26 protein-coding genes are annotated in these 16243 nt (G+C 64.6%); 9 read left to right on the forward strand and 17 right to left on the reverse strand.

All coding sequences use genetic code 11. The features are described from left to right. Positions 1 to 173 precede the first annotated feature (173 nt). From K414_RS0100565 to K414_RS0100580, 4 genes are all read left to right on the forward strand, one after another. Positions 174 to 554, forward strand: a complete 381-nt coding sequence (locus tag K414_RS0100565; protein ID WP_152530335.1) for a hypothetical protein — start codon at positions 174 to 176, stop codon at positions 552 to 554. Next, complete coding sequence (locus tag K414_RS0100570) at positions 551 to 1369, forward strand: hypothetical protein (protein ID WP_027494194.1); 819 nt, start codon at positions 551 to 553, stop codon at positions 1367 to 1369. The genes K414_RS0100565 and K414_RS0100570 overlap by 4 nt, the downstream gene beginning before the upstream one ends. 2 nt (positions 1370 to 1371) lie before the next feature. Further along, the gene (locus K414_RS29240; RefSeq protein ID WP_202595035.1) at positions 1372 to 1926 is read left to right on the forward strand and encodes a hypothetical protein; all 555 of its coding nucleotides are present in this window, start codon (positions 1372 to 1374) and stop codon (positions 1924 to 1926) included. 114 nt (positions 1927 to 2040) lie between these two features. Next, complete coding sequence (locus K414_RS0100580; protein WP_027494195.1) at positions 2041 to 2373, forward strand: hypothetical protein; 333 nt, start codon at positions 2041 to 2043, stop codon at positions 2371 to 2373. 76 nt (positions 2374 to 2449) lie between these two features. On the opposite strand, the gene K414_RS0100585 is transcribed toward K414_RS0100580, so the two are convergent. Further along, complete coding sequence (locus K414_RS0100585) at positions 2450 to 2893, reverse strand: hypothetical protein (RefSeq protein WP_027494196.1); 444 nt, start codon at positions 2891 to 2893, stop codon at positions 2450 to 2452. Positions 2894 to 3564: 671 nt separating this feature from the next. On the opposite strand from K414_RS0100585, the gene K414_RS0100590 reads away from it, so the two are divergent. The 3 genes from K414_RS0100590 (at position 3565) to K414_RS0100600 (ending at position 5355) form a co-directional block, all read left to right on the forward strand. After that, the gene (locus tag K414_RS0100590) at positions 3565 to 3990 is read left to right on the forward strand and encodes a hypothetical protein (protein WP_027494197.1); all 426 of its coding nucleotides are present in this window, start codon (positions 3565 to 3567) and stop codon (positions 3988 to 3990) included. A 105-nt stretch (positions 3991 to 4095) separates the two neighbouring features. Next, complete coding sequence (locus K414_RS0100595) at positions 4096 to 5037, forward strand: hypothetical protein (RefSeq protein ID WP_027494198.1); 942 nt, start codon at positions 4096 to 4098, stop codon at positions 5035 to 5037. A 99-nt stretch (positions 5038 to 5136) separates the two neighbouring features. After that, complete coding sequence (locus K414_RS0100600; RefSeq protein ID WP_152530336.1) at positions 5137 to 5355, forward strand: hypothetical protein; 219 nt, start codon at positions 5137 to 5139, stop codon at positions 5353 to 5355. Between the two features lie 43 nt (positions 5356 to 5398). Here the strand turns inward: K414_RS0100600 and K414_RS0100605 are convergent, their stop codons facing one another. From K414_RS0100605 to K414_RS0100620, 4 genes are all read right to left on the reverse strand, one after another. Further along, the gene (locus tag K414_RS0100605; protein WP_051364833.1) at positions 5399 to 5995 is read right to left on the reverse strand and encodes a DnaB-like helicase N-terminal domain-containing protein; all 597 of its coding nucleotides are present in this window, start codon (positions 5993 to 5995) and stop codon (positions 5399 to 5401) included. Between the two features lie 109 nt (positions 5996 to 6104). After that, a complete protein-coding gene (locus K414_RS0100610; protein WP_027494201.1) occupies positions 6105 to 6371 on the reverse strand; it encodes a hypothetical protein in 267 nt (88 codons plus the stop codon). Then, positions 6371 to 6586, reverse strand: a complete 216-nt coding sequence (locus tag K414_RS0100615; RefSeq protein ID WP_152530337.1) for a hypothetical protein — start codon at positions 6584 to 6586, stop codon at positions 6371 to 6373. Before K414_RS0100615 ends, K414_RS0100610 begins: the two co-directional genes overlap by 1 nt. A 123-nt stretch (positions 6587 to 6709) precedes the next feature. Then, positions 6710 to 7087, reverse strand: coding sequence for a hypothetical protein (locus K414_RS0100620; protein ID WP_051364834.1), 378 nt, complete (start codon positions 7085 to 7087; stop codon positions 6710 to 6712). A 122-nt stretch (positions 7088 to 7209) separates the two neighbouring features. Here K414_RS0100620 and K414_RS0100625 point away from each other — a divergent pair, with 122 nt between their 5' ends. Both K414_RS0100625 and K414_RS0100630 read left to right on the forward strand, forming a co-directional pair. Beyond that, a complete protein-coding gene (locus K414_RS0100625) occupies positions 7210 to 7431 on the forward strand; it encodes a hypothetical protein (protein WP_037218692.1) in 222 nt (73 codons plus the stop codon). Continuing rightward, positions 7428 to 8375, forward strand: a complete 948-nt coding sequence (locus K414_RS0100630; protein ID WP_027494205.1) for a DUF2971 domain-containing protein — start codon at positions 7428 to 7430, stop codon at positions 8373 to 8375. Before K414_RS0100625 ends, K414_RS0100630 begins: the two co-directional genes overlap by 4 nt. 84 nt (positions 8376 to 8459) lie before the next feature. Here the strand turns inward: K414_RS0100630 and K414_RS25620 are convergent, their stop codons facing one another. The 12 genes from K414_RS25620 to K414_RS0100690 all read right to left on the reverse strand — a co-directional run bounded on the left by K414_RS25620 (position 8460) and on the right by K414_RS0100690 (position 16102). After that, complete coding sequence (locus K414_RS25620) at positions 8460 to 10094, reverse strand: ParB N-terminal domain-containing protein (RefSeq protein WP_051364839.1); 1635 nt, start codon at positions 10092 to 10094, stop codon at positions 8460 to 8462. An 89-nt stretch (positions 10095 to 10183) separates the two neighbouring features. Further along, on the reverse strand, positions 10184 to 10567 hold the full coding sequence (locus K414_RS0100640) for a hypothetical protein (RefSeq protein WP_027494206.1): 384 nt from the start codon (positions 10565 to 10567) through the stop codon (positions 10184 to 10186). Between the two features lie 133 nt (positions 10568 to 10700). Then, the gene (locus K414_RS0100645) at positions 10701 to 11087 is read right to left on the reverse strand and encodes a hypothetical protein (protein WP_027494207.1); all 387 of its coding nucleotides are present in this window, start codon (positions 11085 to 11087) and stop codon (positions 10701 to 10703) included. Between the two features lie 60 nt (positions 11088 to 11147). Continuing rightward, on the reverse strand, positions 11148 to 11483 hold the full coding sequence (locus tag K414_RS0100650) for a hypothetical protein (protein WP_027494208.1): 336 nt from the start codon (positions 11481 to 11483) through the stop codon (positions 11148 to 11150). Next, entirely contained in the window at positions 11480 to 12331 is an 852-nt protein-coding gene (locus K414_RS25625; RefSeq protein ID WP_051364841.1) for a hypothetical protein, read from the reverse strand. The genes K414_RS0100650 and K414_RS25625 overlap by 4 nt, the downstream gene beginning before the upstream one ends. A 65-nt stretch (positions 12332 to 12396) precedes the next feature. Beyond that, a complete protein-coding gene (locus K414_RS28790) occupies positions 12397 to 12597 on the reverse strand; it encodes a hypothetical protein (RefSeq protein WP_139278507.1) in 201 nt (66 codons plus the stop codon). 2 nt (positions 12598 to 12599) lie between these two features. After that, the gene (locus K414_RS29245; RefSeq protein WP_169879469.1) at positions 12600 to 12752 is read right to left on the reverse strand and encodes a hypothetical protein; all 153 of its coding nucleotides are present in this window, start codon (positions 12750 to 12752) and stop codon (positions 12600 to 12602) included. 41 nt (positions 12753 to 12793) lie between these two features. After that, positions 12794 to 13180: a hypothetical protein gene (locus tag K414_RS0100670; RefSeq protein ID WP_027494209.1), complete on the reverse strand. Its 387-nt coding sequence runs from the start codon at positions 13178 to 13180 to the stop codon at positions 12794 to 12796. Beyond that, on the reverse strand, positions 13177 to 13377 hold the full coding sequence (locus K414_RS0100675; RefSeq protein WP_027494210.1) for a type II toxin-antitoxin system HicA family toxin: 201 nt from the start codon (positions 13375 to 13377) through the stop codon (positions 13177 to 13179). Before K414_RS0100675 ends, K414_RS0100670 begins: the two co-directional genes overlap by 4 nt. A gap of 99 nt (positions 13378 to 13476) precedes the next feature. After that, positions 13477 to 14310 carry a hypothetical protein gene (locus K414_RS0100680; RefSeq protein ID WP_027494211.1) on the reverse strand — a complete coding sequence of 278 codons (834 nt, stop codon included), beginning with the start codon at positions 14308 to 14310 and terminating at the stop codon, positions 13477 to 13479. 117 nt (positions 14311 to 14427) lie between these two features. Continuing rightward, entirely contained in the window at positions 14428 to 15381 is a 954-nt protein-coding gene (locus tag K414_RS28040) for a DUF2637 domain-containing protein (RefSeq protein WP_051364842.1), read from the reverse strand. Positions 15382 to 15484: 103 nt separating this feature from the next. Then, the gene (locus K414_RS0100690) at positions 15485 to 16102 is read right to left on the reverse strand and encodes a recombinase family protein (RefSeq protein WP_027494212.1); all 618 of its coding nucleotides are present in this window, start codon (positions 16100 to 16102) and stop codon (positions 15485 to 15487) included. Positions 16103 to 16243 lie beyond the last annotated feature (141 nt).

Consider the following 16243-nt stretch of genomic DNA (forward strand, 5'->3'; position numbering starts at 1 on the left):
ACGTGGCCTTAATGCATGAGGTATGTGGGTTGGTTCTGGCTTTGGATCGGTAAACGGTGACGGGCGGGATTGGGCCGGTGAACTGGGGTTTCGGTGGTGATGGATCGGTGATGTGGCAGGAGGTTGTGTCAGGATCTGTGAAATTGACGGGGTCTGGGGCTATGGTTGGCCGCATGGCGTCGACACAGGCTCGGATGACTGCGCGTGCTCGGGCGCGTGCGGCGCAGCAGAAGGTGCTCGCGGATCGTCAGCGCCGGGACGCGGCGAACATGGCGTCGTTGACGGCGTTCTTCACCGCCGCCGAGCAGATCGACGCCGCGAAACTCGCAATGGCCCGGGCGCTCGATGACATCCGCACCCGTGAAGGAACACTCGCCGCCGCCGCGACGCTCACGCAGATCACGACTGGGGAAGCACGCAAACTTCTGGCCCTGCTCACCGACACCGCCGACACCGATCCCTCGGACGACTCGGACGACTCCGACACCGGCACCGGCTCGTCGCCGGACACCGTCGCGGCACCGGCCGACGACACGAACGGAGAACACAGATGAGCGTCTACACCGGCGAACTGGTGGCGGCACTGACCGACGCGGGCTACCCCGCTCCCCACACACCGGACACGGATCCGAACGTGCTCGCCTGGAGCAGCGACGGCACCGTTCCGCATATCCACGTCGACGACACCGGCCGGGTACGCGTGCACACCGCGGCACGCCTCGACGCCGAGTTCACGCTCGGCCCGCAGCGTCAGTCCGCCGCCGACTGGGTCGCACTGCTGCACCCGCACCTCACATCACCTGTCGCCGCCGCTACGGGCATTGCGATCGCCGAACCCGCGTCGGTCGTGCAGCGCCACGCGGCGCTGGTGTGGCTCGAGCCTGATTTCGACAGTCACGGGACGTACGCGGTCTACACCGACAACGCACGCATCCGCGTGTCGGACAAGATCGGCGTCGAGACCGCAACCGACTTGTTCGGCACCGCTCTCGGACACCAACTCGGCGTCACACCGTCGGTGCTGTCTCTGTTGCAATCGGCACACCTGGGCACGGTGATGATCAACACCGACCTCGCCTACGCGTCGGCGGTGCAGGGGTCCGGAATGTGGCTGCCCGCGATCTCGTTCCGCGACACCCGAGGGTTCATGGAGCGAGCCACCATCCGATTCGGTGGACGCGAGAAACCCGCGCCACTGTCCGTTCCCGACGCGAGTTTTCGTGACTACCAGGCCCCGACGATCGAACTCGCGGCCGGAGGATCGAATACGACATCGACCTTTGCCGACGCGTCCACCGTTGCGTTCGTTGTGCTGCGGAACGCGCGGCGTCGACACCTCGCCGACGGTCACCAATTATCGGGACGCTGACCGTGACCGCGACGACGCAACTGGCACTGTTCGGCGGGGACACCGTCGTCGAACCGGAGATGTCGGTTCGTCGGTCGTGGCGTCCGTTGCAGGGACCGTTGACCGCCAAGACCGTGGCACGGTTCTGGACGAAAGTGGTCATCACTCCGACGTGCTGGCTGTGGCGATCGGCCGTCAGCTTTCCGGACGGTTACGGGCGCTTCACCTTCACCGACGGCGACACACCGCGAACGTTGTCTGCGCACCGGTTCGCGCTGTTGCTCGCGCACGGCGACCTCGGGGACGGGATCGTCGGCGAACACGACTGCGACGAAACCCTGTGTGTGCGAGTCGATGACGGTCACCTCAAGCGCGGCACCCAATCGGCGAACCTTGCACACGCCGTTGCAACCGGACGCCACATCGGACCGACGCCCGCAGGCGGAGATCCGCGAGGACGATACGGGCGCGCCGTTGCGATCCGCGACGCACTCCGCGACGGCTACGACGCGGACCGACTCCGCGCCGCACTCGCCGGATACAGCTTCGACGCGCAAGCACCACCGACCTTGTTCTGATCGACTGCGCATCACCGACTGTGTCGGTGCCGTGCAGTAGACAGACCTTCATCAGGCCCAGGGCCGCACACCGATTCGGGTGTCCGCAGTCCTCACACGAAAGGACTTATTGCGATGACGCTCTCCTCGCTCTTCACCGACGACGTCGGCCCGCTCCCTTTGCTCGCTGTCGCCGGTGCCGGCTTCCTGATCTGGTATGTGCCGTACCTCGGCGAGACCGACCCCGGATGGAAGGGCTTCATCGCCAACATCCTGCGCATCGTGTTCGGTATCGCGTTCCTCATCGGTATCGCCGTTGTGTTCTCGGTGTTCATGGCAGCGATGATCGGGCTCATCGCTGTCCTGGTCTTCATGCTTCCCCTGTTCGCGCTCGGCGGTGCCAGCGGTGTCGCCGACCGCCCCCGTCGCGGGTACCACCGCGACCCATACGGCAACGATTACTACTGACCGCACGCCGCGTCGGCCCGAGCCGCTGCAGGTGCCTCAAACTTCCGCGCTACGCGAACTCCCCACGTCCAGGCCGTCACTCAGAGATGGTGACCTCGACCGAGGTCGAATCGGAGGGCGCAAATCCCGAGATGAAGGGCGCTTCCTTCAAGGTGCCGCCAACGGGAATCGCGCTCTGCGTATACGCCCAGGTGCCGCCAACGATCGCGCCACTGTCGTCCCGGAAGACCATGTCAATCCTGGCGGGTGAATCGACAGGTTCCAAGCTATTCGACTGGGCTGTCAAGACGATGCGAGGTGAGTACCCGGAGCCACTGATCGTCGCTTCGCCGGTGACCACGACGGGTTGTTGAGAGCGATTGAGGCTCTGCCCTGGATCGGTCGTGATCTGGAGATCAGCAATGTCGGCTGAATTTATGAGGGTTCCTCCGATGTAGGAATCAGCGCCGGCGGCAACGTAACTTCCGAGCTCGCTCTGCTTGGTCTCGAGGGGAACACCATCCGCGTCGAGCGCCGTCACAGTAACGGACGGGAACGAGGCTGCTGGGCCGGTATTACGGACACGGACGCCGTAGGAAACTTGGGTGCCGCTCTCGTTCAGTGACCACCCGCTCTCGACGACCTCCGCGGCGATGGGCTCGCTGCGATCTGAAGTCCGGGGAACTGAGTAAGGGGTCGTAGTCGTCGTCGCGGATTGCCGGTTGGGCTTCGTGGCAGCAGACTCAGTCGTCACCGAGCTGGACGCACTGGTAGGCGACGCACTGTCCGCTGCGTCACCTGACGAGCATCCCGCCAAAGCCACAAGCGCGGCGCAGAACAACACGGCTGACGTAGCGATTCGAGAATGCGGCGATGACATAGCGTCTCCTAGCGTCTGATGCGCTTCGGGCGAGCGCCATCGACACTTTTTCTTTGTAAAAGCATCGAGCGTTACATGGCTTGGTTTGCTGCTTGTCCCGCGCCAGTAGAAGCGTTCGATCAATCGACGAGTGTGTTCGGCTGGGCGGCCAGCGGACAGCCGAATGATCTACACTTTGCAGTGTTCGAGCGTCGATGAGGGTCACGTTCGAGCGCGCCCCACCCGTACCGATCCACCCCGCACTACGCCTTCACTGCGCTGCGGGCTGGAGCGATCGGTGCCTGTCCGGTGGGGAGTATCCGCGCACCGAATCTGGAAGGCCCTCACATCTGATGTCCATCACCTCTTCTGTCTCTCCTGCTGTCGACAAAGACACCGCACTGGCCCACGCCCGCGCCGCGATCGAGAACCGCACCAAATACATCGAGTCGCTCTTCGACGCCGCCCAAGCCGCCGCCGATGCACGCGAGAAGGTCGCCGAAGCGACCCGCGCGGCCGAACGTGCGAACGCCGAACACGCCGCCGCCTACAAAGAAGCGATCGAGGCCGGCTGGACAGCCGCCGAACTCACCGCCCTGCCGCTGCCCGCACCGGCACCGGTCGGCAAAAAGTCCTCCAAGACTTCCAGGCGCGCGTCCGGTCGCAGTACGCCGCGTCGCCGCATCGGTGCCGAACACTCCCCCGTCGAGCACTCGCAGTCCGTCAGCGCACCAGCCGATACGCAGTCCTCGCCGCCGCCGTCACCGCCTGTGTCCTGACCGACGTTTCACCGCGGCCCGGCCACGCTCGCGCCTTCCCTGCTCTTCCCTCCGGCATCCGCCCGCGCGGCGGTGCACACCCACACCACTCGAAGGACCATCGACATGCCTCAGCCCGAATTCAACGTCGAAGTAGCCAACATCGATCAGTACGGCGACCCCGGTTTCGTGCTCGCTCGCGGATCGTTCTACACCTCCCGCTCCGCTGGACAGTTCGCGCTCACCCAAGCAGCGGCAGTGGCGGACACCTACGAGCTCGACACCGTCTCGGTCGTCATCGATTCGGTCGCCGACGGAACCTCACGCCGTGATGTCGAGTTCATCGGCAGCCCCGGCGAGCTCGCGGCCGACCTGACCGCACTCCCGGCCTACAAGAACGGTGTCCTGCGCACCGTGATCCCTGCACCCCGCAACGTCACCGCAGCAGTAGCCGCCGTCGTCGAATCGTCACCTCCGCTTCCCGATTCGGCGGTCGAGGGTCCCGACGCTGTCGCGGTTCTCGACGTGCAGGTGTACTCCACGCGCCCGGGCCCGATCCCCAACTCACGCACCGACGTCGGCGCATACGTCCCCGACGACGCACACCGTGTGGCCGAGCAGCTCGCCGCCGATCTCGGCGGCACCATCGAACCGATGCGCAACGACACCGTGCTGCGGGTCACCCACGACGCGGACGTCTCGGACACCGACCGCATGGCCGTCGACCGCCTAACACAGCTGCAGAACCTGCGGGCGAACATCTCTGTACTCGACCCGGTCGCCGACGCCGAACACATCACAGCACTCGCCGCCGACCTCGAGGAGCTGCAAGCACGCACGAGGCCGGCCGCACAGGCCGATACCTCTGCGACTGCGCCGATCTCCGCGACAGCCCCGTCCGGCTCGGTCGATGTCGAGCGTGCGTCGACGCGTCCGCGCGGGTTGGTCACTCCCCCGCCTACCCGCTCGACCGGATCGGCGCGAGCTGCCTCGTCCACGCTGCGCACACCACCGCCCGCGGCGCATACCGCAGCGACATCGCGCGTGGTCGATCATGGACTCGGCTGAGCACCGGGCATGGGTCATGGGCGGCACAGGCTGCGAACCGAACCACAGATCGAGAGCAAGCCTGCTCATCGGCTGCACGGCGGGGACATCGGCTGCCAGGTGACGTTCGTTCCACTGCGGTGGAGCGGCAGTGAGATGACCGGCGAGCTGCGACAGATACACATCTCGGCGGACCGGATTCACATCGCGGTGCTGCAAACCGATCAACAGAAGGGGGCGTACCCGGCGTTCGAGAGCAGCGGCATATTCAACCCTCTTCGGGCAGGCGGTGCGGCGTTGTTGCTCGGTGGCGCTCACCGACACGTCAAGATGTGTTGACGATTGGTCTACCGGCAACCTTGCGCCGATACGCTGGGGGTGGTCATCGTGCACCGCGAAATGCGTTGAGCCGGTTCCACAGTGCTCGTTGAGTGCGACCGTGCTCGACCATGTGGTCGAACAAGTATTCCTCGGGTAGCTCGTCGGCTGCCTGGGCGATGGATTCGCCGACGGCACGATAGCTGCGCCGGTATGCCTGGGCGAGCACCATGTCGGCGTAGTGGGCCGCAGCGGCGGCGTGTCCCCCGGCGGTGGCCGCGCCGGTGAGGCGATGGCGGAGCGAGTCCCCTACGTGCCCGCCGGATCCGGCTCGGGCCAGTGCGTGGGTGACGCTGGCCGGGTCGTGCTGTTCGCCGGCCGCGACGAGTGCGGCGATGACCTCGTACAGTCGCGCATAGGCGGCGGTGTCGAAGTCGGCGGCCGTGACAGCGGCGACGATGCGTTGGGTCTCGGCGGTCGGACCACCAGGATGGTTGCTCCACATCAATGCCGACAGCAGCAGGGCCTCGGGGTCGGTCGAGGGTTGGTGGGCTGCGCTCCAGTCGTCGACGGCGGCGTCGTCGTCCACGGACGCCAGTGCCCGTGCGGGGATGCGCGTGGGCTCGTCGGCGGGTGGGGGAACTGCGCTCAGGGGCGTCATCGAATGGGCTCGTTTCGCGGGCCGGGTTCGAGCAGGGACAGAGGTGATTCGAGTCATGCGGAGATCGGAATCGATCGCTTTTCGAGTTAATTATCTCGATAGCTCAATTCTATATCAATACACGCGAGTTCGCGATAGATAAATGTAGCCGATATTCTCTTAATACATTGCGCCACTGGCAGTTTGCGGCGGTTGAGCCGTGCCGTCCCCAGGTGGTCGCCCAGGTCTCGAATTCGGCGATGCGAGCTGCCACCCCTCGGGTGGGGCTGGCGAACAGGATCGGGATGCCGTATCGCTGGACGTGCAGCTCCTGTTCATCGGCTTCGGCGGCGGCGAGCACCTCGAAGATGTCGATCTGGCCTGCGGTCTCGGTCATCACCGCACGCCCAGCTCGGGACGGGTGAGGGACTGCACGGCGAGCGAGAGTCGCACGTCGCTGGCGTCGAGAACGACCGGGTAGGTGCGGCTGTACCAGGCACCGGGTGCGTCGAGGATGGCGGTGACCTCGACGCGGCCTGCGGGCGCGGTGCGGTAGCCGAGAATGTCGACGATCGTTCCGTCGAACTGGTTATCGAGCGAAATCAGTTTCATTCCAACTCCTTTGAGGCGGCGACGCGCGGTCGTGGTGGGCGCGGTGAGGGTGGCGGTCATGGGTGCTCCCCAGGTCGGGCGGAGAAAAGATGAAGGAGAGAGGCGCGGGCTCTGCGCAGCTACTCAGACCGGCAGGGCCTGGCAGTCGGCGCATTCCCAGCGCCCGTCGGTAGCGGTGCAGGTTCGCCGCTCGTCGCAGAGCCAGCAGATCTGGTTGCGCTTGCGGGTCGAAACCTGCTGCGCGGCAGCCACGGTGGCAGCCTGCGCGCGGTACTGGTCGCGGGTGCTCGCGTCACGGGCAGCGAGTTCGGCGCGGACCCGCTCCGGATCGTGGGCCGGTCCGTCGGTTCGCACGTTCAGCATGTCCCCGAACGCCACGAGGCAGGACTGGCACACGTCCCCCGGCACGGCGACCGGGGTAGCGCAACCGGGCAACGCGCAGTCATCGAACAGCGTTGACTGCCAATCGGATTGGCGCAGTTCGATGGGCGTCGAGGTCATACCCAAACCCTACAGCGTTGCGCTGTAAGGTTGCAAGAGGTTCGGCGAAGTTTTTACAGCGGATCGCTGTAAGGTGCAGGCATGTCGAGTACCGCACCACTATGCGCATCCAGGGGACAGTGATGGATGCCGACGAACTGTCACTCGCCGAGGTCCTGACGTTGATCGAACGCCGGACCGGTAAAGCAATCACGTCGTCGACGTGGCGATCCTACGTCGCACGAGGGCAGGCCCCGAAGCCGATACGTCGGATCTCCAATGCCCCGCTGTACTCGCAGAAGGCAATCGAGCAATGGATCGCCGACCGGCCCGGCAGCGGCGCACGAACAGACCTACGCGGGTGACGTCACCGGAGAAGGACGTTGATGCAGCCTCGGCAGCAACGCCGCCGGAACAGTCGATGTCGCTACCCGACCAACTGTGGCACTACACCGACGCCGCCGGAATGCTGGGAATCCTCACCAACGTCGGAGAGAAGCCAGATCCGAACGTCGTGGGGTCCGGCTCGTACAAGCCGGTCCTGCGGGCGACAGCCGCACAGTTCCTCAACGACCGCCGTGAACTGACCCACGGCCTCGATCTCATCCTGGACTACCTCCGCGAATGGGGCGGCCGCGGACTCTTCCAAAGCAATCCAGTAGCAGAGACATTTATCAGCATGGTCTGCGACGCAATCCAGTCGATCATCGATCGCGAGTATCCGGACTACCTCCACTGTTGCACTGTCTCGTTCTCGGAAGATCCCGACATGTTGAGCCAGTGGCGCGGATATGGCCAGGGCACAGGAGGATTCGCGATCGGCTTCGACCCCGCGAAATTTCCCCCATTGGACGGCTCCAATGTCCATCGGGCTGGACTTGGATTGCACCGAGTGGAATATCTCTCCGATGCCCTCGAGCAGCCGCTGATCGACGCCACCTACTCGTTCATCGCCGAATTGATGGATCCGGCTTTGACCAAGGTGCCTACATCGGGCAACGTCCATGCTGCCGTTCAGGCACTGGCGTTCGTTGCGGCGAGCGTCAAACACAAGGGGTTTCGTGAGGAACGAGAATGGCGGTTCGTTCAGCCTGGATTCTTCGACGAGCCCGAGTTTCGTCCCGGCGCGACAGGCCTGGTGCCGTACCGAGAAGTGACAGGATTGACTCAGGACGCCGTCATTGGCCTGTACGTCGGACCAGGTCCGTACCAATACGAGAACTACCTGGCCGCCAAGTCGATGCTAGGCCGCTACGGCTACGACGAAGCAGCGCGAAACGTTCACTGTTCGGAAACGCCGTTCCGCTGACACACCAACTATTCGTCAACATATCTTGACGAACGCGAGGAGCCCCGGCCATCGGGTGATGGTCGGGGCCCATGGGGGTTTCGGTCAAGCGTCGTCGTCAACGGCGGCGTAGGCGTCGTCGACGGTGATGTTGCCGATTGCGGCCTGCTCGACAGGGGTCAAGGTGTGCCCGCTGTCGGCGAGGAAGGTCAGGTAGCTGTCGATGCCGACCATGCCTCGGTAGTGCTTGGCGGAGAACCGCCAGTAGTCCTTGGCGTCCTGGGGCCCGGTGAGTCGGGCCTCGAACGCGGTGAGCACACGGGCGAGGAGCAGCACCTCTGCACGCGCAACGGTGGCACTGTCGGCTTTCTGCGGTACCTCGCGTAGCGGGGAGCCCATGATGTCGGCATAGCGCTCCCCACATTTGGATTCGGTGAACACATCACCGTGGGTGGCCAGCACCCTCACCATCCACTTGGTGGCGTTCTTCGGGACGTCCTTGCGTGAAAGCAGGCCGGTGAGGAACGTACGACGGGCTTCGGTCGCGGTCGCTCCGGCACGGTTGAGTACCTTGACCTTTCGACGCTCGGCCCGCTCTTTCTCGAGGCGTTCGGCTTCGGCGCGCGCTGCCTTGCGTTGGGCCGGGGTCAGCCCGTCCTGAGCATCGTCCTCGGATGAGCCGTTGGCGGCGATTCGCTCGGGTGCGAGTTCGAGGCCAGCCGCAGCGCGGTTGTCGTGATGGAGGAAGAACTCGTAGCTCCAGCCGGGCACTTTCTCGACAGTGTTGGCGTGCCGCCGCTCGCCGTTGGGTTCGGCGTCGTCGTCGTCCTCGGTGTCGAAGTCGATGTCGTCTTCGGTGACCTCGACACGGGTCGCTTTGTCGACCCAGATGGCACCGGTCTCGTGGACGTGGATATGCCACAGGTGCGGTGCCTGCTCGGGTGCGTCGGCCGGGACCGCGCCGCCGTCGGCGGTACGTAGGTCTACGGGGGAGAACCACTCCCCCTCGCTGGTGGACGGTTCGTCGTGGAGCAGGGTGAATCCGCGTGCGATGTGGTCGGCGGCGGCAACTCGCGTGGCTGCTCGTTCGTCGACTCGACGCTTGATGGTAGCGAGACGGTTCTCGATGCCGTAGCCGAACTCGAAGACTCTCTCCACAGCGTCGGTGACCCACGGCTCGATCTCGGTTGCGTCTTCGAGATCTGCCAGAATCGCGGCCCCTTCGAGGGTGAGCTGACGGTCGTCGAGCTGCTGGCGGGCGCGCTCGGATCGTCCTGCGCGACCGGCCTGCTCGACGTACGACTTGGGGACGTGCAGCGCTGTCGCGACCTTCTGCACGTTCAGTCCCAGGTCGAGCAGCTCGGCGACGCCTGCGGCGTGTTGGCCCTTGGTGAGGGCTTCGCGCTGGTCGTTGAGGTTGATCTGCTCGGTGATGCGCTCGATGCCTGCTGCCCGCTCGTCGGCGGTCTGATCACGAACCATCACCGGGATGGAGGTGAGGCCGGCTTCTCGGGCGGCGAGGACGCGGCGTTGCCCGTCGTGAACGGCGAGGGTCCCGTCTGCGCGGCGCACTGCAAGCACGGCCTGGCGGACGCCGAGTTCGGTGATGGAGGCGATGAACTCGGGTGCAGCGGTGATGTCGACGCCGGTGCGGACGTTGGCGGTGATGTCGAGCTCGTTCGGATCGGCGTCGACGAGGGTGTAGCCGGTGGAGGCCGGTGCGGGCATGGTGATGGTCATTGGTTTCTCTTTCCCCTGGTGTGATGTGATGCGGTGGGGCACCGGGCAGATAGCAGCTGCCCGGTGCCTCGTCGATTCGGGCCGGTCGGTCACGCCGGGTTGCACTCCGGGCAGTCGTCGTCGCATTCGATGCCGAACAGCCACTCGACTGCCTGCTCGGGGTTGCACTCGACTGCCGTGAATTCACCGAAGATGTCGGTCGCGACATCGGCTTGCGGTCCGGTCCGAGTCACGGTGGCCTCCCAGATGGGATCGGCGCTGCCGATGTCGGACCAGTCCCCGATCACCTCGTAGCCGTGCACGGTCAACAATTCGACCGACGCGGCACGGGTCCAGGACTCCGAATCGGTTGTTGCCGAGAGGAAGTCGATATCACCGTCGATGCAGCGGATCGTCACCCCCACCCGGCCGTCGGCTCGTTCGTCTCCGAACTCGGAGGTGATCGCGGTCAGATTCTTGCTTGTTTCTTCCATACCTCAACCTTACAGCGTTTCGCTGTAAGGTCAAGTGCTGCAACGCTTTCCGTGGAAATTACTCAGCGCTCGACACCAAGGTCCGTATTGCCGCCGGACCCGTTTCGCATCGCAGGGCGAACCATGCCTGCGCTCAGGATGGACCCGCTTTGCGGGTGGGGTTTTCGATGCGGGGTCGCAGGTTGTAGGTGTCGTACCACTGCTGTGCGGCTTGCTTGCTCATGCCGAGTATCTCGCCGATCTTCGACCACGGCACGGGCCGTTCCCGACCCCGCAGTCGTTTGATGATGGCGTACCGGTCGGAGGTCATCGTCGAGACCAGGAAGGCGTTGATCTCGAGTGCGTCGACGTCGGAAATGGCTGCGGCCATACCTCGCTCGGCGTTCGCCACCCAGGTAGCGGCGTCCTCGCGTCCTTGTTCGCGGACCATCTGCGCGAGGTCGACATCGACGAGAGCGTCGTTGTATCGGACGTAGAGCTCGGTCAGCTCGGTCGGAGTGAGGACCTTCTCGGATTCCATAACGTCAAGATATCTTGACGCTTACGATTCGTCAAGATATCTTGACGTTAGACGCTTCGGTCAGGCGACCGGGGTCGCCGCTTCGGCAGGGCACCACTGCTGTTCCAGGCGAAGGAAGCCCTTGCCGTTTCCGATCGGCATCTGGAAGCTGAGGCAGCAAAGCCACTGTCCGCGTGATGTTTTCGCCCACGCATGGAGCAGACCTGGCGCTTTGACGTCCATCGAGAGGCCTTCGGAGCGGACCTTGAGCGGCGTTCCGTCGCGGAATGATCCGCCTCCGGACGAGCCTGCCACGGTGAGCGCCACGTTGACGAGGACTCGCTGGGGTGGATCGACGATGCGGCGCGTGGGGGGATCGAAGGTCACGGGCCAGTTCTCGTACAGATCACCGTTCATTGCGCGACCGCCAGTCGGTGCGGCCGGTGGACGGGAGTTGCGTCGGTACCCGCTGGGGCCCAGCGCACGCCGTGCTCGCCGAACGTAGGTGCAGTGAGGGTGAAGCGGCCTGTGCGCTGGGTGATTCCGCGTCCGTGGACGGTGGTCTCGAGGGTGATCGAACGGATACGACCCCTCCCCTGCTCGATGCCACCGTAGCCGACGGGACGAGAGGAAATCGTCACGTCCAGGCCGGGCATTCGACCGTCTGTGATCGCGAGTATCCCTGCATGAGTGCGGTTTCGGGCCAACAGGGCACGCGCGCGGGTCGGCGGTACGTCGCGACCGTGAACGGTACTGATGACCAGATCGATCCCATCGATGCAGATATTGGCGGCGTCGAGAGGGTCCGCTTGACCGGGGTCGATCAGGGCGATCTTCGACAGGTCCCCGCCGTGTTCGTGGACGGCGAGGAGCCCGAACTTGGGTTGACCGATCAGGGCGACGTGGTGGCCGGCCGCGGTGGCGGTGGCGACGAGCCCAACGAGAATCGATCCGGCACCGGTGATCGACAGGGCCGTTCCTCGGGCCAGTGCGCCACGTGGCAGCAGTTCCGACAGAGGCATGGGCACCGGCAGGGTTCTGAGGGTTCGTGAGCGCACAGGGCCGCTCAGGGCTCGTTCATCGCCTTCCATCGCGGCGGCCTGCACCTTCGGCTGCGCTGGAGGGAATGCGGGCAAGTCGTCGGAGTCGGCGGGTGCGTGGTCGCGGCGTCCGGGGATCGCGGCCATGCTGCGGCGAAGAGCGGCGAGCTGCGCGGCCTTGTCGAGGTTGGTCAGGTCGGGGATCGTATCGGCGGTACCGGCCATGAGTGCGACCTTTCGCCGGACGGAACAGTCCCCTCAATCTATGCGAACATACGTTCGATGTCGAACTACCTGCATACGCCCGACGCTGGCCCTGGTTCGTGAACTCTGGCGGCGTTCACGAGGTACGCGAGGGAAAGTTCGGGGTCGGCTGTCAGGTGGCGATGTTCGGCGAGCACACGGGTGACGTGATCGAGGTCGGCGAGCACGGCCGGGTCGTCGGGGTCGTACCCCTCGTCGACGATGGCGGCGCGTTCGTCTGGGTCCATGCCTAGTTCGACGCGGCGGCGTCGGGTGCGGTTCCCGCGTCGTAGATCAGGTCGTCCGATCCCACGTAGCGGTAGGCGCGCTGCCCGCTCGGCAGCGTCACCCATCCGTCCTGTCCATGATCGGGATCCGGATCGAAACTGCGGTCACTGGTCATGGGAGCAGTATCCCGGCCTCCGCGTCCGCGGAGTCAGGTGGTCAGCTGTTGACGAGTTGGCTGGCTCGCTGAAACGTCACTCCGAGAAGTGATCCGATATCGCGCACTGGGACGTGCGCGCCTGCGAGCTGCTTGGCGAACGCTTCGGTCGAGGCCTTCACTCGCGCCTCTTCTTCGCTCAGACGGGCACGTTGGGCTTTGATGTCGGCGACGCGGGCGGCGAGGTCTTCTCCCCCGGGCTCGAGCTCGATGTGTTGTTCGATCTCGACGTCGGCGAGGGAGACGCCGGTTTCGAGAGCGATCAACTCCTTCGCCGCGGTGGCGACGTCGTCGATGCGGCGGGCCTGGGTCAGAGCGTCGAGTTCAGGGACAGCGATCATCCACCACTTGCCGTCGCGGGTAATGGACACCGTGTAAGTCTTGCTCACTTCTGAGCCTCCTTCATGGCTGCGAGGATCTTCCGATACACGCCCGGCGAAATAGTCCGGTGCCCATCGGGCACAGTCACTTTCACAACTCCGTCGGCCGAGACCCACGTGCTGTGTGAACCGACCGTACGAACCGACGAGAAGCCGGCCGCCTTGAGGGCCTTGACCACTTTCCGCGTGGGCTGCTCGGTAACCATGACTTTAGTCTAGCCGGTTGGACACTTTCTAGTCAAGTGGGCTAGACAAATGTGGATCGAACGATGTCGGGGTGGGCGTCCCGGAGGCGATCTCAGGGATCACCGCGTGAACTCGATGTCGTATCCGCCGAGACCATCGATCGATAGGATGTACTCCACACCATCGAGTGTCGTCATGTTCCAGCCTTCCTTGACGCTCAGGGTTTCGCCCACGGGCAGGTCGAGAGCCGAGGTGACCGATCGCAAGCCGACATCCCCGTCCCTCACTTCCTGAATACCGACATACTTACCGCTGTATTTGCCCTGTTCGGCATTTGTCGCCTGGGTAGAGACCGAACTCGGCATGGCTGAGTCCGGGGATATGTTCTTGACGGTGACCGGGAAGTAGACGCTCACGGGGTACGGAGGCTGGTCAGAGTCGATAATGGCGTCCTCGCTCAGTGCAAACTCGACCGGTGCGCCCACTGTGATCTCCAGCCTCACCTCGCTCAAATCCCGCCTCGTGTCGCTGTAGATCGCGGTCTGCCCGAACGTGCATGGACCTCCCCGCGACCATGGGTCCGTCGTATCGCAGATCATCGGGTCGGCCGACGGGGAGGGTTCCGCTTCCTGTTCCGGAGCAGGCTCAGGGGAGGGCTGCTCCGCGCTCGAGGCGGCCGCGGCGTCGGTCGTCGACGCGTCGTTGTCGTCTTCGGTGAGCGCCCCGACGGTGATGATGCCCGCCAGGATGACACCGACTCCGCCGAGTGCGGCCCACATTCGCCAGGGGGGCTTCGGCTTTGGTCGACGGAAGGTCATGGTGGTTCGCACGAGACCGTCCTGTCGGTCGACGAGCTCCCAGCCTTCTTGCTGCTTGCTTGCGATCGTTTTCGATTCGGTACCTCGGATCGCTTTGATCTCGGTGACCTCGTACCCCGCCTGTTCGGCGTCCATGTCTCTTCCCGTTCTTCGATAGCGGTGGTGTGAGTCGCTCAGTACAACCGTATCGGGCGAATTCTGTTGCGGCTCTGGCTGATAGGTCTGCGCATGTTCTGACGGCTCACTGTTGTGTCATCGCGCCGCATCCGCGTAGTCACGATCGCTGCTCATCGGGGCGTAGTCGCCGACGCGGTAGTCCGAACTCGTCTGCGCGGCACCGGAGTGGTGGTCGGGGTCGGAGTGGTGGTCGGGGTCGGCGGCGTGTGCCTGGTTAGCCAGGATGGGGGCGGCGGTGCTGCGCTCGGCGGCGATGTTCTGCTGGACTTGAGTCCAGGTCTTGATGTGTCGCGAGACTGTCGAGGTGTGGAGTTCGAGGTGGCGTGCGATGTCGCTCAGTGACCAATCGGGGTGCGCGAGGTAGAGGTCGACGCTGGTCCACACGGCAGGTTTGAGCAGGCCGTTGTCGAGGTCTTCGTCTATACCGGCAATGCCCGATACCGTTCCGGCAGTGTTCTGTTCGACTTCCGCGCGGGTGGTCGGTTCGTTGGTTCGAGCTGGTGCGGCCGCTTCGGCGGTAGCACCTGCAGTGTCATTCTTGGTCGTGGTCCGGCGGCGGCGTGGTGCGCGCAGGACGACCGCGACGACCTCGCTCATCGTGAGGACCATCGCGGGCGCTAATGCTGCTATTGCAGCTGCGACGGCGGCGTTGAGGACGGTGGCGGTCAAGACTGCGTGGTAGGCGTTACCTGCGATGGACAAGATCGCCGAGACGGTCAGCACTGCGACGACGAGTCGCCGGCCTCGCCTGGTGGCAGCGTCGGTGTGCTGAGAGAGGGCGATCCGGATGACGGCGGCCGCGAGGATAGGGCCGTCAAGGGCGACGGGGATGACCCAGGCGTCGGCCGGGTCGATGCCGGCCATGACGGCGAGGTCGAGCAGGGTGGAGAAAGAGAGCTTGAACGAAGCCGCGCCGACGATGATGGCGATGGTCAGGCCGGTGATCAGTGCGCCGGTCAGTACGCGTGGGTGGATGTCGAGTGTGTCCTCGCTGGTTGCGTCGAGGTCGAGGGTATTAGCGTTGTTCATTGATCGCAGTTCCGTTCTGTGATCGACCGGCCCCGGTGGTGTGTGGAGCACTACCGGGGCCTCTGTGTCGGCTGGTGAGTGTGGTGGCGCGGTTGCTGGCGAGCTAGCTTCCGGTCGTTGTGGTGCGGGGTGAGCTGGTGTCGCGTTGGTGGCGAGCACGAGCAAGCGAGGCGTAAACAGCAGAGCGACTGAGGCCGTAAAGGTCCATGAGGGAAGCTGCACCGTATCGACCGGATTCGTAGTCTTCGAGGATGCGTTCGTGTTGCAACGCTGTGAGTTTGGGTTTGCGTCCGGTCATCCGGCCCTGCTCTTTGGCGATGGCCACACCTTCACGCGTGCGTGCGCGGGTCAAGTCGGCCTCGAATTCGGCCATCGCGCCGAGGACGGTGAAGAACATTTTGCTCGCCGGGTCGCCGGGGCTGTAGACCTGGCCACCGTAGATCAGGCGAGCCCCCTTGCTGTCGAGTTCCGTGACGATGGCGTGGAGGTCTGTGACCGAGCGGCCGAGTCGGTCGAGTTTGGTGACGACCAGAGTGTCTCCCTCCCCCACTGCGGAAAGGGCTTCGTTCAGACCGGGTCGTTCTCTGTTGCGTCCGGTATAGCCACGGTCGGTGTAGATGTTGCCGGTGTCGACGCCGAGCTTGCGGAGGGCTGTGCGCTGCGCTCGCAGATCCTGTCCGCGTGTGGAGCATCGCGCGTACCCGATCAGGTTTTCGTCCACCTGAAGCCCTCCATCTCGAAACCTGCGACCAAACTGGACTTTCTTGCAGGACTATCTACCAGGACACCGACAGGCTGGTCGAACACCCACCCGATGTCAGTTTCAGAAGACGACTGCACTAGTTCAGAAGACGACTGCACT

Origin of the sequence: Rhodococcus sp. JG-3, from assembly GCF_000482405.1 — a bacterium.
Lineage (GTDB): Bacteria > Actinomycetota > Actinomycetes > Mycobacteriales > Mycobacteriaceae > Rhodococcoides > Rhodococcoides fascians.